The organism is Alteromonas sp. AMM-1 (assembly GCF_047290655.1).
Classification (GTDB): Bacteria; Pseudomonadota; Gammaproteobacteria; order Enterobacterales; family Alteromonadaceae; genus Alteromonas; species Alteromonas mangrovi.
On sequence record NZ_JBLBUE010000014.1, the window covers coordinates 32,178 to 56,413 of the forward strand.

Below are 24,236 nucleotides of genomic sequence, written 5' to 3' on the forward strand. Positions count from 1 at the left end.
TTTAGACTAGGGCGTGTTGATCTTTGCTGTATGATGTTGCACAGGCGCTGCCTGAAGGGTTCGCTCTAGGTGTCCACCGCTCTTTGTTGCATGCTCTTGATGCAGAACCACTGCACCTGCGAACATGCGCCGCGATCGCTGAACACCTAGAACGAACAAAATTAATACAGCAAAGATCAACACGCCCTAAATAGATGAAATGCGCTGTTACAAAATAGAAAAGACTGAAATAGGTAATACTTTCATACTGATATAACTCTCGAAGACAAACTGGATATTGGCATGAAACGTTGGATTGTATTGGCTGTTTGCTTATTGGGTGCACTGGCGTGCTATACCCTTGGATTTCAGGAAGGATCTTTCGTTGTAATTGGCGTAGGTGTGGCGTTAGAGCTCGCTTTTTGGCTTAAGTTATTAAAATCCTGATGAAGTATGTTTGCGATAACCTCCTGATTAGTGGGTAAATGTAAAAAACTTGTATAATTAATGAAAGCGCTTACAATTGCCTGAAATATATTCGAAGTGTGTTTTGGGCCCTCAGAACCATCGCAAATCCCGATATTGCGTGTAAGGCGTTTTCGCATGACAACAAATTTCAGTGTAAACAAACAGCTAAGTTCAACCTCATTCCCCATTGGTGTTGCCACTTCTGCATTTCAGATTGAAGGTGGCAGAGATAGCAGAGAAGCCAGTATATGGGATACGTTTTGCACCAAACCTGGCGCGGTAAAAGATGGTTCAAATGGGTTTGTGGCCTGTGATCATATTGAATATTGGCAGGATGACATCGAACTGGTGGCGTCACTTGGTTTTGACGCTTACCGTTTTTCAGTGAGCTGGCCAAGAATCATCAGAGCAGATGGCAGTATTAATCAGCAAGGGGTGCTGTTTTACACACACCTGTTAACCCTGTTAAAGCAAAAAGGTTTAAAAGCTTATGTGACGCTGTATCACTGGGATTTGCCACAGTATCTGGAAGATCAGGGGGGCTGGCTAAATCGCGATACTGCCAGGGCATTTGCCGATTACGTGGATGTAGTTAGCAGAGCATTCAACGGACTTGTAGATTGTTACGCTACGCTGAATGAGCCTTTTTGTAGTGCGTATTTGGGGTACGAAGCCGGTGTGCATGCTCCGGGAAAAACAGGCAAGCAATATGGAAAAAAAGCCGCTCATCATTTGTTGTTAGCTCACGGACTAGCAATGCAGGTTCTGCGTAAGAATGCGCCGGATGTTACCAGCGGTATTGTACTGAATTTTACGCCCTACTATGCAGCAAGTGAACAGCAGAAAGACTGCGCAGCAACACAACTAGCCCATGACCATCATAACGACTGGTACGTTAGACCTGTGTTAACCGGTAAGTACCCGGAACTGCTGTCGCTGTTACCGGAAGATGAGCAACCCGATATTTACGAGGGCGATCTGGCTCTGATTAGCACCCCGATTGATTATCTGGGTGTAAACTATTACACGCGCTCATTCGTACAACACGATGATAACGAAGGCTTTACTATACTGCCGCCCGAGCATGGCGCTCCGGTGTCTGCTATGGGGTGGGAAATTTTCCCTAATGCTTTAAGGGACTTGCTATTACAGTTGCACCGTGATTATGATTTACCTCCAGTGCAAATCACCGAAAATGGCATGGCCTGTGATGACGTACTGATAAACGGAGAAGTTGACGACCCGATTCGAGTTCAATATTTACAGGATCATATGAATGCTGTCGCACAAGCGATGGAATCCGGTGTGAATGTAACCGCCTATTTTGTGTGGAGTTTGCTGGACAATTTCGAATGGGCTGAAGGCTACCTCAAGCGATTCGGTATTGTATATGTTGACTACAGCAGTCAGCGTCGCGTCCCTAAACGCAGTGCCCAGGCACTTAAACATTGGTTAACGCGCCGTCAAAGCGTTTAATGGTGAAATGTGACAAGTACGATTAGCGTGAAAGAAAAAGTGGCCTATGGACTAGGCGATACGGCCAGTAACTTTATCTTTCAAACCGTGATGCTGTTTCTTACCTACTATTACACCGATATCGTTGGACTCAATCCTGCAACAGTAGGCAGTATGTTTCTGCTGGTCAGGTTAATTGATGCTGTTACTGATCCACTGATGGGCTCGCTGGCTGACCGAACCAGAACTCGCTGGGGATCCTATCGCCCCTATCTGCTCTGGATGGCGGTACCGTTTGCCGTTATTAGTGTACTGGCCTTTACCACCCCAGATACCGACTACCAGGGTAAGCTCACCTATGCGGTAACCAGTTATATCGCGCTCATGCTGATGTATACCGCGATTAACATTCCCTATTCTGCTTTGGGTGGTGTTATTACCGCCGACCCCAATGAACGCGTGGCGGTGCAATCCTACCGTTTTATTTTTGCCATGATTGGTGGCCTGTTCGTCACGTCTTTTACCTTGCCTTTAGTGAGCAAATTCGGCGGTGGCGATGATGCCAAAGGCTATCAGCTTACTATGCTGTTAATGGGGGTACTGGGGATGTTCTTGTTTCTGTTGTGCTTTGCGGGCACAAAAGAACGCCTCAAGCCTGAGAAACCATTATTAATGCCACTTAAAGAGCAGTTAAAAGCGGTGTGGCGAAATGATCAGTGCCGCATATTGTGTTTGGTGAGCGTGGTGCTGCTTACCGGTATTTTATTACGCAATTCCCTGGCTATTTATTACGTGAAATATGTACTCAACCGGCCGGATGACGTGACCTTGTTTGTAACAACCGGCATGGTTGGCGGTTTGATTGGTTGCGCGTTTGCCCATCCGCTGGCAAAGCGGTTTGGCAAAATTAAACTGTATGTAGGGTTACAGCTTGGTGCCGCACTGGCGTGTATGGTGAATTACTTTATTCCGGTAAATATGTGGCTTATGGCTTTACTGGTGCATTTTGTGTGGGGCTTTTTATTGCAAATGACTTCACCGTTGCTGTGGGCGAAAATGGCAGATGTTACTGATTATGGTGAGGCGCAAAGTGGTGTGCGGCTAACCGGTGTGACGTTCTCCACCATAGTGTTTTTTATAAAATTTGGGGTTGCGCTGGGGAGTGCGTTGTCTGGCTGGTTACTGGCAGTTTACGGTTATCAGGCAGGTCAGGTAACTGAACAGGTGAATGATGGCATTGCGTTTTCGTTCTGTATTCTGCCTGCCATTATGTCAGTTTTGGTTGTGATAATTATGCGCTGGTATACATTAGACGCAAAGCAACTAGAAGCAACCCAGCAGCAAATTCAGGCCGCGCGTCTGAGCGCAACACATTAGCAACAGTGAACTACAAACATGGTAACCATTAAACAGGTAAGTGAAAAAGCAGGTGTATCGTCGGCAACGGTATCCCGAGTAATCAACGACACCGGCACCGTTAAGGAAAAAACCCGTAAACTCGTTGTGGCAGCAATGGAAGAGTTGGGTTACCGGCACAATGTAGTGGCGGCATCGCTAGCTTCCAACAAAACCAATACCGTTGGATACGTGGTTCCCGAGCTACACGGGTCGTTCTTTGGTTCCATGATGGGCGGTACCGAGCAATCACTGCGCGCAGCGCGCAAGCACATGCTTATTGCCACAGGTCACTCCGATGAGACCATTGAAAAAGCGCAAATTGAAGCGTTGCTGAGCCGTCGTTGTGACGCATTGATCCTGCACGTGGAGGCGGTGACTGACGATTACCTTGTGAATTTGGTTCAGCAAGGCGTTAAATTGGTGGTAGTGAACCGCTACATTGCCGAAATTGATGACAACTGCATTAGTTTGGATAACGTTAAAGGCGGCTATCTTGCTACCAAGCACATGTTGGATATCGGGCATACACAAATTGCTTACCTGGCGGGTTCTTTTTTTAAAGCCGATGCAATAAACCGCCTGATTGGCCATAAGCAGGCACTCTCTGAAGCTGGTCTCGAATACGATGCGTCCTTGATGTACGAAGGTAACTTCCAGGCGAAGTCCGGTGCGGAGGGTATTCGCGCGTTGCTGGCTAAAGGCAAGTTATTTTCAGCTGTGGCCTGTGCAAACGATGAAATGGCATTTGGTGCGATGAATGCATTACGGGAAATGGGCAAGCGGGTGCCAGAGGATATTTCGGTTATCGGGTTCGACAACATCGACTTTGCCAGCTACTTAACGCCTGGGTTGACCACCATTGATTACCCGGTAAGGCAAATCGGGACGATGGCCGCGCACTGGGTGCTCGACCGTGTTTACGGTAAAGGCAGTCATGCTTTTAAGCACGTTTTGGATCCCCGACTTATCCTAAGAGGTACGACCAGTAGTCCGGAGTAGCTTTATTGAAGTAATTAAAGCTATGCTAGCCCTGTTAGCTGCCGATAAGGCATATAATACCAACTAATAAAAATGCGCCCCCACAGAAGGAGCCTAGCCTGTGTTTGTATCTCGCTCAACCCACGACAGTGCTTTGCAAAAAGTCTCAGCACTGCAAAAAGAACAGTCTCATTTAGAAAACCGAATTGCCGCACTAGAAGCTGAAAACCAACAGTTAAGACAAGACCTTGCTGCGGCACAGGAAGTTGACCACAGCGGACAGGGACTGCTCAGAAGTTTGTTAGATTCATTGTGCCAGGTTGAAGGGATCCGCGAAACCGTGTTGGAGTCATATCACCAGGTATCGTCACAAACCAATAAGCTGGCAGATAATCAACGCTTGTTTGCTGATTCTTCAGCGTCGTTGCAGCAAATCATTAACGACATGGCTGGTTTGAGTGAAATGATGCTTACCATGAGCACTAGTATTGAAGGGTTATCTGAAACCGCTGATAGTATCAATAAATTCGTATCAACCATTACCAGTATTTCTGACCAGACTAACCTGCTGGCGCTTAACGCCGCCATCGAAGCGGCTCGCGCCGGTGACGCTGGTCGTGGATTCAGTGTGGTAGCGGATGAAGTTCGTTCATTGGCTAACGAAACCAATCAGTCGGCCAACGAAGTATCAGAGTTGGTAAAAAGCATTATTCAGTCAACCCAAAAAGCGGTGTCGTCGGTATCTGAATTGCAGCAGAACAATTCGCACCTGGCCAACGGTGTTACCCGCTTAAATGGCAACTACGAGGAAATGGTGTCGCACTGTGATGTGATGGAAGAAGCTATTCGCGGCGCCAGCACGCAAACGTTTATTCAAACTGTGAAGCTTGATCATGTAGTGTGGAAATCGGAAGTATACGCAGTTATTTGTGGCCGCTCGTCGAAAGCACCAGAAGATTTTTCAGATCATACGCGTTGTCGGTTGGGCAAGTGGTACAGCGAAAACGCGCATCTTCCGACGGGAAAAATCGATGCATTTAAACGCCTGGATGCGCCCCATGCTGCAGTACACCGTTTTGGTGTTCAGGCCATGCGGGCAGCGCAAAAAGAAGACACTAAAGGCTGCGAAAGCGCATTAGCCTCTATGGAAGAAGCCAGTCGTCAGGTTGCCTCATTACTTGATCAGATTGGAAACCACTTAGCGAGATAGCGAGTAGTTATCAGATTAGATATCAAAACAGCACCTCATTGGTGCTGTTTTTGTTTAAGGCTATCAAAATTTTCGTTCTGCCGCGTTGTTATGTCATCGCACGAAAACATCCCTAATTAATTTGCGAAATTAATCCACCGTGTCTACTTTAGTATAAGCATTGTTCCTCGTTTACATACCTTAAAAATACAGTGAATTACAGATTTTCGGCGAATGCCATTCTGTGAAGAATATTGTTCAGTGTCCTTGGACTTATTGGAGTACCTACACCATGCGGAATAATCAGCCCGTCACGCAGCGGGAATATAAGTTTCCGAGAGAGTATCGGTTAATATCTGCCACTGACGAGCGCGGAATCATCACACATTGCAATGACGAGTTCATTGAGGTGAGCGGATATAGTCGTGATGAACTGATTGGCAAGAATCATAATTTGGTAAGACATCCTGATATGCCGCCCGGTGTGTTTAAAGAAATGTGGCAAACACTTCAGGCTGGTAGAATCTGGATGGGACTGGTAAAAAACCGGCGCAAAAATGGTGATCATTATTGGGTATCAGCGTTTGTTACACCCGTTTACGATGGCAATCGCATTGTAGGGTACGAATCGGTACGTGTTCCGGCTTTAGAGCATGAAATTGTACGTGCTGGATCACGCTATTCGCGTATTCTGGCCGGTAAGTCTGCCGCTCCAGCCTCAGAGCTTTACGCGTATTTTGTAAAAAAACTGAGTATGTATTGGGTGCCAGGGATCCCCTTGGTGGCATTTTTGGCATTTACGTCGGGTTGGATGTCTGCCTTGGTTACCGCAGTAGCACTTATCATTATTGGTTTATGGCAGTTTAAGGCAACTGAAGCGGATTGGGAGTCGTTGATAAAGTTGAGCCCTGACTCCTACGATAGTCCTGTTGTATCGCAAACCTACTTTAGTGATTTTGGCGCTGTCGCGCGGGGCAAATTGGTGTTGGGGTGTGAATTGGCGCGGAGCCGAACTGCACTCACACGAATTAAGGATTCTGCCAGCGGTTTGGAAGAGATTGCCAATACGACGCATCAGCAAGCGGAGCGTACCAGCTCCGCAGTAGTGCAGCAAAACCAGGCGACACAGCAAATCGCATCGGCAGTTACGCAAATGTCGCAATCGATACAGGAAGTAGCGGAGCGAGTTGAAAATAATGCTGAAAGTGCCAAGCTGGCAGCCAATAACGTAAATACCGGAAATCAAAAAGCCGAATCGGCTGCCGCCGCTATTGTGGAACTAAAAGAGGTAGTGGAATCAATCTCTAAAACGGTAACTGAGCTTGCACAATCAACCAGTGACATCGGTGAAGCCGCCAGTATAATTTCGTCTATTGCAGACCAAACTAATCTGCTTGCCCTTAACGCGGCAATTGAAGCAGCACGTGCAGGCGAACAGGGAAGAGGGTTTGCCGTTGTGGCCGACGAAGTAAGGGCGCTGGCGTCTAAAACCCGCGAATCTACCGATAAGATCCACGACATTATTCAGGTACTTGCAAACCGCAGTGAGCGGGCGGTTACGGTGTCTACTCGGGGCCTGGAGTCTGCACAGCAAGGTGCTGAAATTGTAGAAGAGACACGTAGGGCGCTTTCTGAAATCAATACTGCGGTAAAAGGCATTAGCGAAATGACAATGGAAATGTCGGCTGCCGTAGAAGAACAAAGCTCTGTGGCTGAACACATCAATCAGCAAATTGTTGAAATTGCAGATGGCGCAGCTGACACTCAGCGCAGCTCAGAAGCGTCACTGGCCGCCAGTGAGCGTTTGCATGCTACCATTGGTGATGTGAACGGCGTAATTAAGCGATTCAACATAAAAGGCGAAATTGGTTAATACCCATTCGCTTTTTTAAGCTTAACTTAGTCTTAGCCGGAGCCTAAGCTTTGGTAAAGCTAACTAAAACAGGCACGGCAACGACTTTTCTGCGCAGTGCCTGTTTCATCAAATGCCACGGTTCCCCCCAGGGTTTCTTTCCAAGGCTCCCCCAAGGTAACCCAATTTGTGACCCAACTGGTGACCCCGCTCATTTACCGGGGGTATCCCGGATTTACCCGTTAGCTTTTAGCTTTACTACCTCGGCACTTTCTTCCGACAGTATGCTGTCTGCGCTTGTGCCTTTTAATAATTTGGCCAGGCTGTCTTTGTTCTTAGACAGCATAACAGACAACTCCTCGGCAAGGTCGTCGCTGAGTTTAATGCCTTTAGCCTGAATGTAGATAGCCAGGTTGTCTGCTACATCCAGCATTTTATCGTACTGATCTGCTTCTTTTTTATCGGTAGTAACCAACTTTTCTACCCCTTTGTGTGAGACCACATATTGTGTTCTGATAGCCATGGTAAAACTCCGTTGTTGTAAAATTCCTTGTCACTTTATCGCAATTTACTGTATAAATAAACAGTATTTTAAAACATTGTGATGGTGTGCATTCATGCTTCAAATTATTCCCGTTGCAGCGCAGGCAGGGATCAGCGGTTTTGAGTCGCCGGCAGTAGAATACCGGCAACTGGCTTTGGATTTGGATGAACTGTTAATTGAACACCCAAATGCTACCTTTATCGGGCAAGCGAAGGGTGATTCTATGACCGGAGTTGGCATTTTCGACGGCGATCTGCTTATTGTGGATCGCGCCGCTTCGGCAACCTCACTGGATGTGATAGTGGCAAATCTGAATGGCAGCTTTGTGTGCAAACTGTACGACAGAAAATCGCAGGTATTGTTATCTGCCGGTCTTGATCATCAGCCCTACGCCTTAGGCGAAGGCGATGTTTTTGAGGTTGAAGGTATTGTGGTGCGCTCAGTGCGAATGCACCGGTATGTAAGGTATTTGAGCCAATGTATGCGTTAGTGGATGCAAACAGCTTTTATGCTTCAGCTGAAAAAGTATTCGACCCGGCCATACGCCACAGGCCGGTTGTTGTGCTCACTAACAACGACGGTTGTATATGCGCGTTATGTGAATACGCTAAGGCGCTTGGCGTAAAGAAATTCGGGCCTTACTACAAAGTAAAAGGGCTGCTAGCAAAGCACAACGCCGTGATCCGCTCATCAAACTATGAGCTTTACGATTATCTGTCTAACAAGATGATGCAGGTAATTGGCGAATTTGCGCCCGACCAGCATATTTACTCTATTGATGAGTGCTTCTTGTACTTTGATAACTGGCAGCCGCCGAGTGGTTGGTTGTCGCATGCATTAGCGATTCAGCAAGCCGTATGGCAACAACTTCGTTTGCCGGTTGGTGTTGGCATGGCGAGCACACCTACGTTGGCTAAAGCAGCCAGCTTTGCGGGTAAGCGTTTGGGCGATAAGCAAGGTATCGCAGTGCTTGACTCACCCGAAAAAACACAAGCAGTGCTGCAGGCTATGCATGTGCAGGACGTATGGGGAGTGGGTAAGCGCATTGCCGCAAGATTAGAAGCCCAGGGAATTCATACTGCCTGGGCGCTGGCAAATACCTGTCCTAAAGCGCTGCGAAAACAGTTTTCAGTAGAATTAGAGCGCACTGTGCGAGAACTCAACGGCACAACATGCATTGAGTGGGACGCCGAGCGCGCCAACAAGAAGCAAATCTATTCAACCAGAGCATTTGGTAAAGCGGTTACAACGCAACAAGCGCTGCGTGAAAGTTTGTGCTGGCATGCCGAAAAAGTGGCAGAAAAGCTCAGGCGTCAAGGCAGTAAGGCCTGCCTGTTAACCCTGTTTACACACGCCAACCCGTTTGCCAATACGCGGCAGTATCACAAGGCAGTGCAACATCGCTTTGCCCAGCCAACTAATGACACCAGGGCGTTAGTGGAAGCAGCGAGTAGGGCGTCGGTGGTTTTATACAAAGCCGGTATTCTGCTGCATAAGTGCGGTGTGGGCGCTATTGAAATAATTGATACCGAGCAGGAGCAACAGGATATGTTTGCACAACTCACACATAACCCCAAAGTTATGCAGTGCATGGATGCCATCAACGCACGGTATGGCAGCCAGACTATTGGCGCTGCGGCTAAGGGGATACATCCGCAATGGTCCATGAAACGCGAGTATCTGTCGCCCCAATACACAACGAATTGGCGGCACCTACCTAAGATTGAGTGTTGAGGGCCGATAGTAAGCTCAATTGTAATTGACTCTACCACTGCATGTTTAACTGGATGCTTAGTGAATTTAACAGTACAAATAATTTCAAGTGCGCGATTTACTTGTCAATCATTTGTATCAAACGTAGTGTAGAGCATTGCAGTGCTAAATTGCCTCCAACATTCAACGAGTAAAACACAATGCGATTTGTTCAAACCTGGCGATCTTCAGGCACGCGCTCAGTGCTTCTGATTTTAGTAATCTGTTTATTCACTTCAGTGTGTTGGGCTGAGTCTCCAAACACAATTATTGCGCTGCATACTGTTGAGCTGAATAACAAGGGCAAACCGATAACTCGAACTTACGCGGAACGCTATAACAGAGTAGTACTTACAAATCAGGAAAGTGATGACGAGAGGGTAGTCGAATATGGGGGACTGGCTACGCAGATTTATTTGGAACCAGGCGTTTATTGTTTTAAGTCTGTCTACATTAATTCGTCTCAGTTTCTGGGTATAGTAAATCCACTGTGTTTTTTGGTAGAAGCTGAAGGCATAACAAATGCTGGTACATGGGTTATTGGGACTAAAGTTACCGGTAGTAACTGGTATGCAGCCATGGTTGATGTAAAAGCGAATTATGACGAATTGGCCGGAATATTGGGCGTCCAGCCAGGTGCGGCTGCCACTGTACTAAAGCCAAAACCAGTACAATAGTCTTCGCCATAAGTGGTTTAAGCGCTTGCCTTATACAATTATCAAAAGCCATTTTGGCTGGGTTAAAAAAGCAAAGGTGTAAGTAGAAAGACGTTCTGACTTCACACTCATATAAGGAGTAATCACTTCAACAGATTTTGTGCGTCGTTAAAAAATCGTTGGTACATTGCTCCTGCTTCGCCCATAGCGTCAAGATCCTGTTTAAATCGCTGTAAACGTTCTCTGGCCGCTTCTTTGTCATGATCAACCAGATAGCGAATGGTGAGCGCATGCAACTTAACGTTTACCAATGGCGGTAACGACATATTTTCCAGTTTACTACTGAGAGCGGTAAACACTTGTGTTTGATCCTTGCCCTGTTTTAGCCTTATTTCAATCAATCCAATTTCACTGGAGAGGCTCAGCACGCCATTCTCGCCCTCGGTTTTTTGTGCCATAGATAGCGCATGCTGCATACCCGTTTCTGCTTCATCCAACTGGCCTAATTTCGCCAGTAACGTTGCATGATTGGCAAAACTTGCAGCAGTGGCCGTCCCTTCGCCAACCAACATTAGCTTTAATTGCGCTATTTCACCGATTTCTTTGGCGGCAAGAGCAATATCGCCCTGTTGCAGACGAATAGCAGCTAAAGCCTCCCGGCAGTTGAGCACATCCAGACTCACGCCTAATCCAATTGCATCTGCGGTGGCGATAGCCTCTGTATAGGCCTGCTCTGCTTCAGGCAGCTGGTCAAACTGCCGATAGGCATGCCCCAGAGAGGCTTGTAGCAGCATACGTGTGCGACTTGGATTTGACCAACTGCGACCAAGCTCATCTAAGGTATCCTCCAGTAATCGGACAGACTGCCTGGGATCCTCACCAACGCGAAGTAAACGCGCTTCCAAATCGCGACTGCGTATCAATTCAAGCGCGTACTGTGGATGCTGAGACCAAAAATCCTGAGCCTGTTTGAGGTATTCTGATGCGTCAGATTGTTTGCCTGACAATTGCGATAGCGTGGCAATGCCAAATGCGGCCATTGCACGAATATCCGCAGGCACAGTGTTGCTGTTTAACAGTGCTTCATACATTCGTAAAGCGCCGTTGATGTCTTTTATCAGGTTATAAATTTCGCCTACCTGAAGCACGATAGGTCCAGCGGTATCGGGGTGTTGTTGCAGATTGGTCAGAAGCCTGTCTTCATGGGCAAGCAGTAATTCCCTTGGGTTTAGTTTTGCGTCGGGCTGGCTGGCAAACAGCGTTAACAGAAATTCCGTTACGCCTGCTTGTTTTTGCTCCTCTATAAGTAATCGATCGCGTTCAAGTGCAGCCTGATAACCCTGATGTAATCCTATTACTAAAAACACCAGCGTTAACGCCGCCAGGCCACTCGAGAACGGATTGCGTTTGAGAAAACACCTGCACCGATAAATCAATCCTCCATAACCACTAACAGGTCGGTCTTCCAGCACAGCCGTGATCTCTGCTCTTAGGGCGTGAACCGAAGGGTAACGAAGCTCTGGGGAGGGATTACTGGCCCGTTGAATGATGGCGCGCAATTCTCCGGGTAACCCGCTGAGTTCGCAAAGTTTAAATGGTGGTTGCTGGAACATGGTACCAACCAGTAAACCAAGATTGGATTGCTGCGCGCCTAAGCATTTACCAGTGAGCAAACTAAACAGTATAAGCCCCAGGCTATATACGTCCTGTGCCGCGCAGGGTGACGCGCCTTGCCATATTTCGGGCGCTGCATAGGCTGGGGTGCCGCACTCATTGATGTGAGCCTGGCCTAATTCTGCACTTATGCCAAAATCAATTAGCTTCAGGTGCCCGTTGTCTGACACCACCATGTTCTGCGGTTTAATATCCCGGTGCATTAAACCAAAACTATGCAGGTACGCAACAGCATCACAAAGTTGCAGAAATAGCATAAGTTTCGCGCGCACCGACAAAGCATTTTGGTTCACATAGCTAATAGGGTCGGTACCTTTTAAGTACTCAACCACCATATACAAACTGCCATCGGGGGCCTTACCACCGTCAATGAGCCGGGCAATATTGGTATGATTCAGTTTAGCAAGACGACGGCGTTCGAGAGCAAACCCCTGATCAATGCCCTCACTGTTCTGCCGCACCAATTTGAGCGCTGCGGTTTCGTGATGCACCTCGTCATCCCGCTTTACCAGGTAAACCTGCCCGCTGCCGCCTTTGCCTAGCAATGACAACAGCCGCCACACACCCAATACGCTGAAAGGCAAGTCGGGAGAGGATTGTTCAGTTCGCAGATCATTCACGGCTAACATGCGTCGCACTTTAGCCAGCGTTTCTGGTGAAACATTGCATTGTGCTATCCAGGCCTCACGTTCCTCATGAGGCATATCCCAGAGCATGTCATGTATTTCCAAAATACTGCTTGATTGCATGGTACATTCCGTTGCTGTTGCATTTTTATGAGCAATAGATTAGCGCTAACTCGCTAAGTTTTCATACAAATAAATGGCAATGACAATCTGTATAGTTGAAATTGTTAATACAACCACAGGTGCCTTCCGCTTTCAGGTTTGTCTAGATTGTGTTAGGGACTTATTTGCAGATAGGTCAGTAAGATTGATACGGAGTTGGAGCAGCAGTGAACCGTTGATAAGAAGTTAAATTGCTCTCAGTTCGAATTGGCAAAGCCAGCACCATACAAACTACGCACATAACGGATATTAGCGTTACAAACTGGTGCTTGTTAGAGTTAGATGTCCACAGGCATTCCAGAAGTGGGTTTCTCCACTTCGTTGGATCTTTGTTCTTTATTTAATGAAAGCAAAAGAAGTAACTCTGTTGAGGGTGAGTAATTTCCCCCCTGTACTAAAAGACAGTCTTGCTCACTAATCTCGAACTTGTTTAAATTGTGTTCTATATTCATACGTATAACCTTTATTTTCGTTTGGATTTCGAAAATAAATGTACAACGAATAAATCAGAGAAGGATCTATGATGGGGACAAGGATGTGCAAATTTGGGACATGGATGATATTTGTCCTAATTGGATTACTTACACATGGAAAATGTACTGCGATAGAGTCGTCCTGGCTTGGTAAAGGTACTTTTAGCGACGAGCCCAGTGGAGTGATTCGATCGTTAGTGCTGGAGGATGACCATATTTATGTAGGGGCTGAAAACGGATTTATAGATATCGTTGGTGATTCATCTCTAGTATTCAGTAGAGACAACTCAATTCTTGGTGATGGCTATATTTCAAATGTGACGTTGGCTCCAAATGGGGACATTTGGATGACACAATATGGCACGGGCATTTTCATATATTCTCGATATGAAAAGGTACTTCACAAGCTAGACATACCGCCTAAGATCTCAAAATTCGCTTGGTCTATCGCGGTAAACGAAAAAATTGCAGTTGTTAGCCTGATTTCGCAGTTACTTATATATGACATTGAAACCAAAAAAATCTCCCGCGTTAAAGGACCAGGAGAAGATAGAAATTTTAATCAGCTTTATAGTGTAGAATTTTCAGAAAAATATGGATTTGTAATTTCTGATAAGGATGCTGTGTATTTTTATGACCATGTTACTAAGTCATTTAGTGGTGTATCCAGAGAAGTCCTGTTTCCTCAACTTAAAAAAATTACCTATATAAAACTATATGAGGAAGAAATACTTGTCGGCGGCGTAGGTGGAGTATATCGCTGGAAGCGAGTCAATAATGAACTCGACTTTATTCAGCTAGCCTATCCGAAAGCTTCAAGCCGTGACGTGGACCGAGCACTTCGAGATTCTGACGGTACATTATGGATCGCTGCTGGAGGTCTTTTTCAAGCGAAACCAGGAATGACGACATTTGAATTGGTTCAAATTGGGCAGCCTAGGTATTCATTTGAGCAAATAAGAACGGTCGGAGATATTCAGGAAACTGATAGCGGACGGATTCTTGTAGCATCGAGTCAACTCGGCCTAACAAGTATCAATCCTGCTGATATGGCAATGGATTACGTTCACGAAACCGACTTTCCTTTTCGCAAAGACATTTATGCAATAGTACCAATAGGCGCTGGGCAGTACTTAGCCAAAACGGCGGAGAGCTGGCGGCTCTTCAACGGTGAATCCGGCAAGCTTAGTTCGCTTTCTGGCGGAGCCTTTGACACGGAGCCTGTTCCTCTGGAATCAGGATTACTGCTCGACCCCGCTACGTGTGCAACCTACGAATACAAAAATGAACGCCTTCAATTACGCGCAAAACTCGAAGATCCCAACAACTACTGCCCGTCTATCCAACCTCTGTCGTTTAAGTTAAATAATCACACTTATTTCTATTATCAAAAAAGCAGCCATGCCGGCTTTATAACCATTCACAATAATTCGCTGGTGTCTTATGCCAATGCCCCAAAAAACGTGAAATACGTTACAGTTAACAGCGAAGACAAAATCATTCTGCTGGATAACAACAACGTTATTTACGAGAGCGACACAAGGGGCGTTTGGATAAAGCATGAATCAGATTCACTGCAGGGTATATTTGTTTACTGCCTGTATGAAGATAGCCGTTCTAAGTTGTTGTATTTGTGTACTTCTGGTGCGGGTCTGAAGCAGTTTTCTCTGGTCAGCAATACGCTGTCTGAAGCCTTTCCCAGTAGTGGGATTCCGCGATTTATTCGTGACGCGCATATCGATAAGGATGGCAATCACTGGCTAGCAACAAACAAAGGCCTAATGTTGGTAAATCAGGATTTTGCATTTGTTTTTGATAGCAGTGACGGGGTTATTGATACCGACTTTAACTACCAGGGAATGTTGTCGGTAGACGAAGACAAAGTTCTCATTGTAGGTGATCAGTTAAGTTACCTCATTGAGACACCAAAAATGGTGAAGTATGTAACCGGTCGGCGCGCTCATCAGTCTTATGCCAAGGTAGTGGATTTACAGAGCCGCACAGCCAGAGGCAAGCTGGTAAACCTACAAAGTGAAACGTTGTCTGTCGAATTCGAAGATGCGCCCGAAGAACTCACGTTTGCTTTTGCTTCTTCCGATTTTCACTACGCGCATTTACAGCATTTAGAGTACCGGCTTGCGGGCTTTCACAACGAGTGGAGTGCGTTGCCCACCAATTACGGCACCATTACTTACTCAGGTTTACCGTATGGGCAGTACCAATTTGAAATCAGAGTGGCAGACAAGAAAAGTGTGGCGCAGCAGCCGGTTACGTCGTTTGCGCTTACTATTGCAATGCCCATTTGGCTAACCTGGCAAGCGATATGTTGTTACATCGTTTTGGCATTATTGTGCATAGCTGGCATTGTGTACCTCGCTAAACGGTATGCCGATGAGAAAACTCGCATGCTGGCAGAAATTATACGTCAGAAGCAGTCTTCATTACGTGAGATAAATGCGTCCATCACCGAACTACTCAACAAAAAAGACAAACTCGTTCGCAATCTGGTTCACGAGCTCAGAACGCCGGTTATGTTATTGATGGGGCCATTGCTGGATCTGAAGCAGAGGGCAACAAACAAGACAGAGCAGGAAACCTTAGATTCACTTTATCAACAAACCAGTCGAATTCGTTCGATTGTAGAGCAGCTGTCTGAAGTTGAGCGAGTGGAATCCATCTCTCAACATCAGCGTATTGAATACAATTTGGACAAGTCTATTCAATATGTTATTGAATCACTCCGTTCCAGCGCAACTGCCAAGCAGCAGGTATTGTCTTTCGAAAACAGGGTGAAACAACCGGTACTCTTGGTAGAAGATTCGCTGGAAAGTATTGCCCACCAGTTAATAGAAAATGCCATTGCGTATACGCAGGAAGGCGGGTTTATTAAAGTGTTGGTTACTGAAGCAGAAAGCCAAATACACCTTGCTGTCACCGATAATGGCATAGGGCTAACACCTGAAGAGCTTCAGATATTAACGGAGCGCTTTAGTGAGGGGACCAATAGCCGCGGTAAGCCGCATATGGGTATTGGACTCAATTTGGTAAGTGAATTGGTGCTGGCCAATGATGGCTGGTTTGAAATTCACAGCGAACCGTCCATTGGTACTACCTGCACAGCGCATATACCGGTGGAGCGCGTTACCTCCGAAGATACTACCTGTACAGACGATCAGGCCGATGAACCTATTCTCACCGAACCTGCGGATTTAGTACTAGAAGCCAGTATTGCCGAACCAGAGGCTGAATATAAGGCTGGGAATCTACCGTTAATATTGATTATAGATAGCAACTCAGCGGCAGCAGAATACTTAACCGGTGCGCTAAGCGACGCGTTTAGATGCTACGACGTACACAGTGCAAAACAGGCTCTGGCTATGTTGCCGTTACTCAAACCTGACATCATTCTTAGTGATTTAAAAATCCCCGGTATGAATGGGATTGAACTTACTCGTGAGATCCGTCTCATGGCCGACTTTGCTGATATTCCCATTGTTCTGCTTACTGCGGAAACCGATCTCGCTTTTAAGAGGGAGGGCTTCCAGGCAACCGTCAATGATTATCTCATTAAGCCGGTTGAACGACAGGACCTTGTATTGCGGCTTCAGAATCAACTGGCGATTTCAGCGTTAGCTCAACCTAAACACGTGCCGTCCAGTAAAGCGTTACAAGAGATCCAGTCTGACTATGTAAAGTCAATTCTGCCCGAATCACCTTCTGAGAAAGACCGGGCATTTCTGTTGAAGTTGCTGCAAGTAGTTGAAAATAATTATCAAAATGACAGCTTTAGCCGACGCGATGCCGCTTCTGCGTTGGCGGTAAGCGAAAGACAACTAAATCGTACTATGGCTAAACTCATGCCAGATAACTTTACCCAGTTTTTAAAGCGCTTCCGATTAGAAAAGAGCCTGCCTATGTTGGCCGATGGCCAATCGGTTATTCAAATTGCGATGGAAGTGGGGTTTGTATCAGCGGGTTATTTTAGCAGGTGTTTTAAAACTGAATACGGTTGTTTGCCCAGCCAAATGGAATTCAGCCCCGCTGGGGAAAATACAAAGGACCGACAAGGTTAGTGGGCTAAACTCATCGCGCTGTTATTGAGTTTTAGATGCGTTTCCTGCGATATAGAACTGGTGGCGAATATGAGCAAAGTCGCCGTTGACAACGCCGTCGCGGATGATTTTTTCAAGCTCATCTTTGCGTGTGTACAGCCAGGAGTTTTTGTTTATGATCACATGTTGCTCATATTCCTTGGGCGGCTGAAACGTTGCCAGACGAATTTTAGTGTATAAGCCCTGCGAGACCAGCGTGGTAAGGGTACTCTCTTTTACGTGCATAAATGAGTCAATTCTGCCTTTTAGCAGCAAATCTATTTTTTGTTCGATGGATTCAACTGACACGATGCGGCTTTCAGGCACATTCTCTAATACCGACTGACGGCTGGAACTGCGGGTTACTCCTACAATATGTTGCTGAAAACTATTGATGGAATCGATAGAAGACTCATTACCCGCCAACACAAATATAGCGACACTCAGTGATTCATATGCGGGATCAAGACGCAAGGTGTTGTCGCCAATCGGAGCGGTATTCGATACGCCAACCATTATATCTAAGGTACCGTTGTCTACCGATAGCAGTCGTCTTGCGTAAGGCATTGTGCCAATTTCAGACTCTACATCGAGTTTGTTGGCAAGGTAAGCCAAATAGTAGGTATGCAAACCGTCGGGGAAATTGTCTGACACAGCAGAGCGCAACACTTCCTTGCCATACGCGCTCCAAGATAACAACAATAGCAGTAACACCCAGCATCGCATGCGGCTTAAGTCCCTTTGCAAACGAGAGGTTCATAATACGGTAGTCTCATCCACTTGCAAGTAGCACAGCAGAAGGAATTACCTTGTTTGTTATGCCTTTAATCGCAAAGCGGTTTACCCCACCAGGTGCCATCTTCGACATATTTTACGACCAGACCATTGTTGATAAGCAATGCATGGGCGTTATAGCCCGTGTCTTTACCTACCATGTTGCGGTAATTTACGGTCGCACACACCAGATAACCGTAGTAAACGCTATCCAGTTCGTTACCTAGCCAATAGCGACGTGGCTTGCTGATTTTGGCATAGTCAATTGAGTCGGGGTGAGTGAGGTGATAACTGTAGTAGGTTTTTACAATATTCTCGTAGTCAGTGGGATAGCTGCCGTAATCAGCCTCATCAATTTCTTTGTCGGTTGGTAATGTGGTGCATCCACTTAACAGGGCTGCAATCCCTGCTAAACACAACAGCGCTTTGTTCATGATTGTCCTCTAACTGGATTGATTGATTTCGTAAAGCCGATATGGCGATGAATAATAACATTCACAAGCACCAAGCGTGCCGTTTAGGTAAATTCGTTGGTAAATCAGAGATAAATAGTACAGACTGAGCATATTTAGTACCAGTATTATCCTGTTATGAAAAAAGTCACAGCAATTATAAAACCCTTCCGGCTGGAAGAAGTGCGTGATGCGATTGCTCAGGTTGGTATAAACGGGCTAACCATTAGCGAAGTAAATGGTTTTGGACGACAGAAAGGGCACAGCGAATTGTACCGGGGTGCAGAATACGAAGTGGCCTATGTACCTAAATTGAGACTGGAAATTGTTATAGCAGATAACTTGCTCGACCAGGTATGTGAAGCCATCATCAATACTGCCCGCACGGGTAAAGTGGGCGATGGGAAGATATTTGTGGCGGACGTAGAAAAAGCCATTCGCATCCGTACCGGTGAAAAAGGCCTGGACGCCCTATAGGGTAAGCATAACAAAAAAGGAGCACAATCAGGTGTTGAACAACCCATTTTATAGTTTAAGCAAGTTAGGACACGCAGTTAAAGCAACTTCGGAAACCCTGGTAAAAAGTGTAGCAATAACGGCACTGGCAACATCAGCACTGTACGCAAAAGACATCGAAGTGTCTAAAGCAGCATCGGCAGTGGTTATTGATGGCGTGGCCAATGAATCTGCTTGGGCACAAGCTGAGTGGTTGCCCATGACAGAGTTAATGGTGGGTGACATGCCAGCGCCTGAGGATTTTTCAGGTCGCTATAAATTGTTGTGGGACAACGGGCAGCTCTTCCTGATGGCTGAAATTGTTGATGACGTGTTGTGGGACAATCATCCCGATCCAATCGATAAATACTGGGATGACGATTGTCTGGAAATCTTTATTGATGCCGATGCGTCAGGCGGCAATCACTTAACCAGTTACAATGCCTTTGCCTATCACATTGCACTGGACGGCAATGTGCTGGACATCGGCCCAAACAAGGGCGACAAGCAGAATTACGTTATTCTGAATGATCATGCATACAGCCGCTGGACTCGTTCAGACAAAGCACCATTTGCGATTACCTGGGAAGTGAGTATTAAAATATTCCCTGATACGTTTACCGAAGATAATCCAGGTGAGCCACTAACATTAAGCGCAGATCAAGTGATCGGTTTTATGTTGGCGTATTGCGACAATGACGGTAGCGAAGAACGCGAACACTTTGTGGGTTCACACGCTGTTGAAGCGGTTAACGGCAGCAAAAACCTGGGATATATCGACGCATCGGTATTCGGCAAAATTGTACTTAAACCATAAGTTTTTGCTGCTTTTGTTCGTACATTAGCATGTCGGTTTGATGCAGGAGTATCGATAGATCGGTGTGGGGCAGGTCGAAGATCTGCGCCCCAATACTGGCGGAAACCGGCAAATTGATATCGTCTATTCGCAGTTCCAGGCTAGCCAGCCTGGTTTTTATGCGTTCAATCATGCGTTCGCCAATATTGCGGCTGTGGCAATGACTCATGATGACAAATTCATCGCCGCCCAGTCGCCCAACAATATCCTGTGGACGGCATTGCGCATTGAGGATTTTGGCTAAAATAATCAGTGCGTTGTCGCCAACATTGTGCCCATATTTATCGTTAATCTGTTTAAAGTCGTTCATGTCTATAAACAGCATTACCAAAAATCCGCCATCCTTACGGTGTTGCTTTAGCAAGCGGTTGGCCGCTTCTTCCCAGCCTCGTCGGTTTAATACCGGGCAAAGCGTATCACTGGCGGCATTCATATACGCGGTGATTTTATCTATCTGTAATCGCTTCACTTTTTCAGAGGCGGCGATGGCCAGTAGAAAAGCTTCAATAGTAACGGAAACAATAAGTGCATATCGATGCAGGAACTCACTCACGTGAGGGAAATATACCCTGAAAGCCATTGCGGCTAGTAATAACAGAAGAGCAATCAGCACCAGGCCAGCACAATGAATCTTGCGCACCATGGCATACACTGTAGCTACCACCAGGGCCAGCATTACAACAATAGTCAGACTTCCCATCAGCAGGCTGGCGAATTGGTTTAGTGGCGAAGGCACTATTGCGGCAATCCCCCCCAGTGCTAAAACAACGATACCTGCATATCGAATTATTGCGTGTTCCCAGCTCCGCAGTAACAACTTAAACTCCAGCAGCCGGCTAATAAAGCGCTGTGCGGTGTATACGGTTAAGCCTGCAAATATGAGTTTCAAGCCAATGCTGTGTAACCATGTGGCTAGCGGGAAAAGAACTTTGAGCACTCCTTCCTGCAACACAAAAAAGAATCCAGCGCTTAGAATGTAAGCGCTATAAGCATAAAAGCCCTCGTTTCGTAAGCTTCGGCCTAATATGCCCACGTATAAACTCAGTGCAATGCAGAGTCCGGCAAAGCCACTAATGGTAAGTAAGTGAAGGCTGTTATGTTGCTGAAACCGGGCGACGGGTTCAATTCGCAATGGCAATTGCCTCGGGCGCACTACGTCCAGTGTTAACGTAAATGTATAGTCACCGCTTGGGAGTAAGTAGGCGGCTCTTGCGCTACTGAGTGGCACAATGGAGACATCAGGCGGGGTATAAACCCTGGGGTGACTGACAATATCCAGCGGAAAACTGAGCGCCTGGGGCGTATTCAGATTACATTGCAACTGAATTTCCAGTATCCCGAGACTCAACGAAACCGGCGTGGTGATAGCTTGGCGAACCGGCTTTTCAATGATGCACTGGGCCAGCACACTAACGGGTAGCCAACAAAGCAAACACATTATGAGTCGCAGCGACATCCTGCACATCTTACATCCGTGAATTGCACTATAGATAAAAAGCTATAGTACGATTTGCGGATGACCGGGAAAAGAGCTGGCCGATGTATTAATCGTATTTTACGACTAATATCTTATTGGTATGCAATCAACACTGATGTGTAAGTTACGCAGTAAGGGGGTGACCTAGTCACCACCTACAATCTGCACTTGCGCTAAGTCGGTATCCCCTTTTACCACTTTGAAAATGGCGTCCTGTACCAGTGTTCGCATGCCGTCTTTCATCGCTTGTGCCTTCATGTCGGCTACGGAGGCTTCTTTGTACACCATCGAACGCAGCGCCGGGGTCATGCCCAGTAACTCATGCACACCTGTTCGGCCACGATAGCCGGTATCACCGCACTCTTCACAGCCTTTCGCCCGATATAACTCCAAAGGTTCAGGTAGATTTAGTTCACCAATGAACTCTTCACCATACTGGCGTTTAATAAAGGCGATATCTGTGTCAGTGGCGAGGTATTTTTCCTTACAGTTTGAACAAAGCGTTCTGATTAAGCGCTGCGCCAGAATGCCAACGCAAGCGTCAGAGAAGTTCACCGGATCTAAACCCAAATCCAATAAACGGGTAATGGTTTCAGGTGCCGAGTTGGTGTGAAGCGTAGACAATACAAGGTGCCCTGTGAGCGAAGCTTCGATACCAGCGTGCGCGGTTTCTTTATCACGCATTTCACCAATCAGAATGATATCCGGGTCGGCCCGCAGAAACGCCCGAAGGGCATTCGCAAAGGTAAACCCAATCTTGGGGCTAACCTGAACTTGTTGCAGGCCGGGTTGGGTAATCTCTACCGGGTCTTCGGCAGTCCAGATTTTCTTTTCTGGTGTATTCAAATAACCCAGAATGGCGTGAAGGGTCGTGGTTTTTCCCGACCCCGTTGGTCCCACCACCAGTAAAATACCGTGAGGTTTTTTAATCATTTCCTCTATACGCTGCATATTCGCAGGTGCCAGGTTCATTTTACCTATTGGCATAGCGCCACCTGAGGCCAGAATACGCATTACTACACCTTCACCGGCTACCGTTGGAATGGTCGCCACCCGCACCTCCACTAGCTGACCACTCATGCGAAATGCCAGCTTGCCGTCTTGCGGCACGCGTTTTTCAGCGATGTTCAGGTTTGACATGATTTTAATGCGGGCAATTACCGCACTGTGGTGTGAAGCCGGAACCTGGTTGATGTCGCGGCATACGCCGTCGATCCGCATGCGTACACGTGTGGGGCCATTCTTTTCCGGGTCAATATGTATATCCGAGGCATTAAGGCGTTTGGCGTCGTGTAAGATTCGGCTTACCAGGCGAACAACCGCCGGGGCATCGTCAGACAATTCATCAAAGTGCTCGTCCGACTCTTCCGCCGAGCTACCTATTTCATCAAGTATCTCACTCATTTCACCCGGTGCGCCACCGCCAACCGAATCGCCCAGATACTGCAATATATGATTGGGTAATCCCACGGCGATTTCGTAGCTGTCTATGCCCAGGGCACTTTCAATTTCCATTAACAGCGACGCATTATTGGGTTCGGCCATTAACACCGTAGGCTTGTCGCGTGCATCGGCTATTACTGCAACAAAGTTGCGCTTCAGGTAGGAGCTGTTGAGTTTGCTCTCGCTTTGAAATAAATGAAACTTGTCAGGGTCAAAAGGAATAAACGGAACCTGATAATGTATCGATAACGAGTTACCCAGCTTGGCTTCATTAATACGGTATTCCGACATAAGGCGCTGTACTGTTTGACGCATATCGGTGCTGGATTCCTGCAAGTCACTGAGTGCCTTGTCACTGATCAGCTGCTCATGCAGCAGTAAATCAAACGGATTCTTTGTACCACCCAATTCATAACGGAATTTGTTACCGAGGATTTCAGTAAGTTCTTTGGCTACGGCCATGTCGCGGTTGGTAAACGGCCCGTGTTGCTTGTTGATAATTTGCATCACACCCATCATTACACCGGCGTTCAGTATTGGCACGCACAGAATATTACGGGTCTTAAAATCGCTGCTTTTGTCGAAGCGATCAGCAAAGCGCAAGCGGGGGTGAATGGCCGATAATTCTTCAGTGTCGTAAGGGTTTGATATGATCAAAGAACGCTGTGACAGGGCCACATAACCGGCAATCGACAACGGACTGATTGGCACCTTAATCTCTAGGGTTTCTTTGCCGGTTTTAAAGCGGGCAACCAAATCCTGATGCTGGCGCCGACGCTGGAAAATACTCATTCGCTGAGCATCGAACAGTCCTAAAATCAGCGGTTCGAGATCTTTGTATGCATCCATTAGCGTAGGGTTGTTCGCCAGGATGGTGTTTATTTCTTCAAATACCCGCGGATTTTTATTTTCTTCTATCATAGTTAGCAACTGCAAGTAGGCCTTAGGCTTTTGTTACACCCTTATATATTCAGGACAAAGAAGGAGAGTAGCACTTTAAATAACGCTTAAAATAACAAAGCACAATTATGGTACTGCGCATTAAAGCTTAATAAACCATAGACACCATATACCGATACTCAGTTCACAGCAATACTACCAAAAATGTAGCCTAATATTGCATCAGCCTGTGGGTTCAGCTTATTGTTACAGTTAAATATGTGTCATTGTACTAAGTGCTGTCTTGCGGGTCCTGATTCAGATAAATATGGAAATGCGAACTGAACAGTAAAATTTATTCAGATACAGTTTATTTGGAGTATTTAATATTAAATCTGCGATTCCGTACGTAATCGGCTTGCTCCCGAATTCAACTGCGAAGTGCGACACTCGTCAATATCAAGCAGCCAATGCCATTTCTTTAAATACAATCGCTGGCTGCTTGAAGCCTAAACACTTTCTTGGTCGATAATTTATTCGCGATAGAGCGAATTCAATATCGC

At 46.5% G+C, this 24,236-nt stretch carries 17 protein-coding genes and 1 pseudogene; 11 read left to right on the plus strand and 7 right to left on the minus strand.

The window, feature by feature from the left end; genetic code table 11:
- The first annotated feature begins 282 nt into the window (after positions 1-282).
- The 6 genes from ACLR2L_RS04885 to ACLR2L_RS04910 all read left to right on the plus strand — a co-directional run bounded on the left by ACLR2L_RS04885 (position 283) and on the right by ACLR2L_RS04910 (position 7,340).
- Positions 283-426 (plus strand): hypothetical protein, encoded by a 144-nt coding sequence (locus tag ACLR2L_RS04885; RefSeq protein ID WP_181405129.1) that lies wholly within the window; start codon positions 283-285, stop codon positions 424-426.
- A gap of 156 nt (positions 427-582) precedes the next feature.
- Complete coding sequence (locus ACLR2L_RS04890) at positions 583-1,923, plus strand: GH1 family beta-glucosidase (RefSeq protein WP_413366197.1); 1,341 nt, start codon at positions 583-585, stop codon at positions 1,921-1,923.
- Positions 1,924-1,932: 9 nt separating this feature from the next.
- Entirely contained in the window at positions 1,933-3,279 is a 1,347-nt protein-coding gene (locus ACLR2L_RS04895; protein ID WP_255439130.1) for a glycoside-pentoside-hexuronide (GPH):cation symporter, read from the plus strand.
- A gap of 18 nt (positions 3,280-3,297) precedes the next feature.
- Complete coding sequence (locus ACLR2L_RS04900) at positions 3,298-4,299, plus strand: LacI family DNA-binding transcriptional regulator (RefSeq protein ID WP_140958267.1); 1,002 nt, start codon at positions 3,298-3,300, stop codon at positions 4,297-4,299.
- A 100-nt stretch (positions 4,300-4,399) separates the two neighbouring features.
- Entirely contained in the window at positions 4,400-5,488 is a 1,089-nt protein-coding gene (locus ACLR2L_RS04905; RefSeq protein WP_413366199.1) for a methyl-accepting chemotaxis protein, read from the plus strand.
- Positions 5,489-5,759: 271 nt separating this feature from the next.
- Positions 5,760-7,340, plus strand: a complete 1,581-nt coding sequence (locus ACLR2L_RS04910) for a methyl-accepting chemotaxis protein (protein ID WP_413366201.1) — start codon at positions 5,760-5,762, stop codon at positions 7,338-7,340.
- A 214-nt stretch (positions 7,341-7,554) separates the two neighbouring features.
- Here the strand turns inward: ACLR2L_RS04910 and ACLR2L_RS04915 are convergent, their stop codons facing one another.
- A complete protein-coding gene (locus ACLR2L_RS04915) occupies positions 7,555-7,842 on the minus strand; it encodes a YebG family protein (RefSeq protein ID WP_413366203.1) in 288 nt (95 codons plus the stop codon).
- Positions 7,843-7,936: 94 nt separating this feature from the next.
- Between ACLR2L_RS04915 and ACLR2L_RS04920 the strand changes: the two genes are divergently transcribed.
- Together ACLR2L_RS04920 and ACLR2L_RS04925 are read left to right on the plus strand one after the other, a co-directional pair.
- Positions 7,937-8,353 carry a LexA family protein gene (locus tag ACLR2L_RS04920; protein ID WP_140958264.1) on the plus strand — a complete coding sequence of 139 codons (417 nt, stop codon included), beginning with the start codon at positions 7,937-7,939 and terminating at the stop codon, positions 8,351-8,353.
- The gene (locus tag ACLR2L_RS04925; RefSeq protein WP_140958263.1) at positions 8,341-9,597 is read left to right on the plus strand and encodes a Y-family DNA polymerase; all 1,257 of its coding nucleotides are present in this window, start codon (positions 8,341-8,343) and stop codon (positions 9,595-9,597) included. Before ACLR2L_RS04920 ends, ACLR2L_RS04925 begins: the two co-directional genes overlap by 13 nt.
- 817 nt (positions 9,598-10,414) lie before the next feature.
- Here ACLR2L_RS04925 and ACLR2L_RS04930 read toward each other — a convergent pair.
- A complete protein-coding gene (locus ACLR2L_RS04930) occupies positions 10,415-12,694 on the minus strand; it encodes a protein kinase domain-containing protein (protein WP_413366206.1) in 2,280 nt (759 codons plus the stop codon).
- Between the two features lie 1,567 nt (positions 12,695-14,261).
- Here ACLR2L_RS04930 and ACLR2L_RS04935 point away from each other — a divergent pair.
- Complete coding sequence (locus ACLR2L_RS04935; protein WP_413366208.1) at positions 14,262-17,279, plus strand: response regulator; 3,018 nt, start codon at positions 14,262-14,264, stop codon at positions 17,277-17,279.
- Positions 17,280-17,300: 21 nt separating this feature from the next.
- On the opposite strand, the gene ACLR2L_RS04940 is transcribed toward ACLR2L_RS04935, so the two are convergent.
- Both ACLR2L_RS04940 and ACLR2L_RS04945 read right to left on the minus strand, forming a co-directional pair.
- Positions 17,301-18,023, minus strand: coding sequence for a substrate-binding periplasmic protein (locus tag ACLR2L_RS04940; protein ID WP_413366210.1), 723 nt, complete (start codon positions 18,021-18,023; stop codon positions 17,301-17,303).
- 98 nt (positions 18,024-18,121) lie between these two features.
- The gene (locus ACLR2L_RS04945; protein WP_140958258.1) at positions 18,122-18,505 is read right to left on the minus strand and encodes a hypothetical protein; all 384 of its coding nucleotides are present in this window, start codon (positions 18,503-18,505) and stop codon (positions 18,122-18,124) included.
- Between the two features lie 156 nt (positions 18,506-18,661).
- On the opposite strand from ACLR2L_RS04945, the gene ACLR2L_RS04950 reads away from it, so the two are divergent.
- Entirely contained in the window at positions 18,662-19,000 is a 339-nt protein-coding gene (locus tag ACLR2L_RS04950) for a P-II family nitrogen regulator (RefSeq protein ID WP_413366212.1), read from the plus strand.
- Positions 19,001-19,115: 115 nt separating this feature from the next.
- Complete coding sequence (locus ACLR2L_RS04955; RefSeq protein ID WP_413366220.1) at positions 19,116-19,835, plus strand: sugar-binding protein; 720 nt, start codon at positions 19,116-19,118, stop codon at positions 19,833-19,835.
- Here the strand turns inward: ACLR2L_RS04955 and ACLR2L_RS04960 are convergent.
- The 3 genes and pseudogenes from ACLR2L_RS04960 to ACLR2L_RS04970 all read right to left on the minus strand — a co-directional run.
- Complete coding sequence (locus ACLR2L_RS04960; protein WP_413366214.1) at positions 19,825-21,339, minus strand: diguanylate cyclase domain-containing protein; 1,515 nt, start codon at positions 21,337-21,339, stop codon at positions 19,825-19,827. The two genes, ACLR2L_RS04955 and ACLR2L_RS04960, sit on opposite strands and share 11 nt — an antisense overlap.
- 156 nt (positions 21,340-21,495) lie before the next feature.
- Complete coding sequence (locus tag ACLR2L_RS04965) at positions 21,496-23,715, minus strand: GspE/PulE family protein (protein WP_413366216.1); 2,220 nt, start codon at positions 23,713-23,715, stop codon at positions 21,496-21,498.
- Positions 23,716-24,132: 417 nt separating this feature from the next.
- Positions 24,133-24,236, minus strand: a pseudogene (locus ACLR2L_RS04970) (IS30 family transposase); the annotation flags it as partial.

Excerpts from the sequence above, each read along its gene's own strand:
- ACLR2L_RS04885 (WP_181405129.1), top strand. The coding sequence starts at position 283 with ATGAAACGTTGGATTGTATTGGCTGTTTGCTTATTGGGTGCACTGGCG.
- ACLR2L_RS04890 (WP_413366197.1), top strand. The coding sequence starts at position 583 with ATGACAACAAATTTCAGTGTAAACAAACAGCTAAGTTCAACCTCATTC.
- ACLR2L_RS04900 (WP_140958267.1), top strand. The coding sequence starts at position 3,298 with ATGGTAACCATTAAACAGGTAAGTGAAAAAGCAGGTGTATCGTCGGCA.
- ACLR2L_RS04910 (WP_413366201.1), top strand. The coding sequence starts at position 5,760 with ATGCGGAATAATCAGCCCGTCACGCAGCGGGAATATAAGTTTCCGAGA.
- ACLR2L_RS04915 (WP_413366203.1), bottom strand. The coding sequence starts at position 7,842 with ATGGCTATCAGAACACAATATGTGGTCTCACACAAAGGGGTAGAAAAG.
- ACLR2L_RS04920 (WP_140958264.1), top strand. The coding sequence starts at position 7,937 with ATGCTTCAAATTATTCCCGTTGCAGCGCAGGCAGGGATCAGCGGTTTT.
- ACLR2L_RS04925 (WP_140958263.1), top strand. The coding sequence starts at position 8,341 with ATGTATGCGTTAGTGGATGCAAACAGCTTTTATGCTTCAGCTGAAAAA.
- ACLR2L_RS04930 (WP_413366206.1), bottom strand. The coding sequence starts at position 12,694 with ATGCAATCAAGCAGTATTTTGGAAATACATGACATGCTCTGGGATATG.
- ACLR2L_RS04935 (WP_413366208.1), top strand. The coding sequence starts at position 14,262 with ATGGATTACGTTCACGAAACCGACTTTCCTTTTCGCAAAGACATTTAT.
- ACLR2L_RS04940 (WP_413366210.1), bottom strand. The coding sequence starts at position 18,023 with ATGCGATGCTGGGTGTTACTGCTATTGTTGTTATCTTGGAGCGCGTAT.
- ACLR2L_RS04945 (WP_140958258.1), bottom strand. The coding sequence starts at position 18,505 with ATGAACAAAGCGCTGTTGTGTTTAGCAGGGATTGCAGCCCTGTTAAGT.
- ACLR2L_RS04950 (WP_413366212.1), top strand. The coding sequence starts at position 18,662 with ATGAAAAAAGTCACAGCAATTATAAAACCCTTCCGGCTGGAAGAAGTG.
- ACLR2L_RS04960 (WP_413366214.1), bottom strand. The coding sequence starts at position 21,339 with ATGTGCAGGATGTCGCTGCGACTCATAATGTGTTTGCTTTGTTGGCTA.
- ACLR2L_RS04965 (WP_413366216.1), bottom strand. The coding sequence starts at position 23,715 with ATGATAGAAGAAAATAAAAATCCGCGGGTATTTGAAGAAATAAACACC.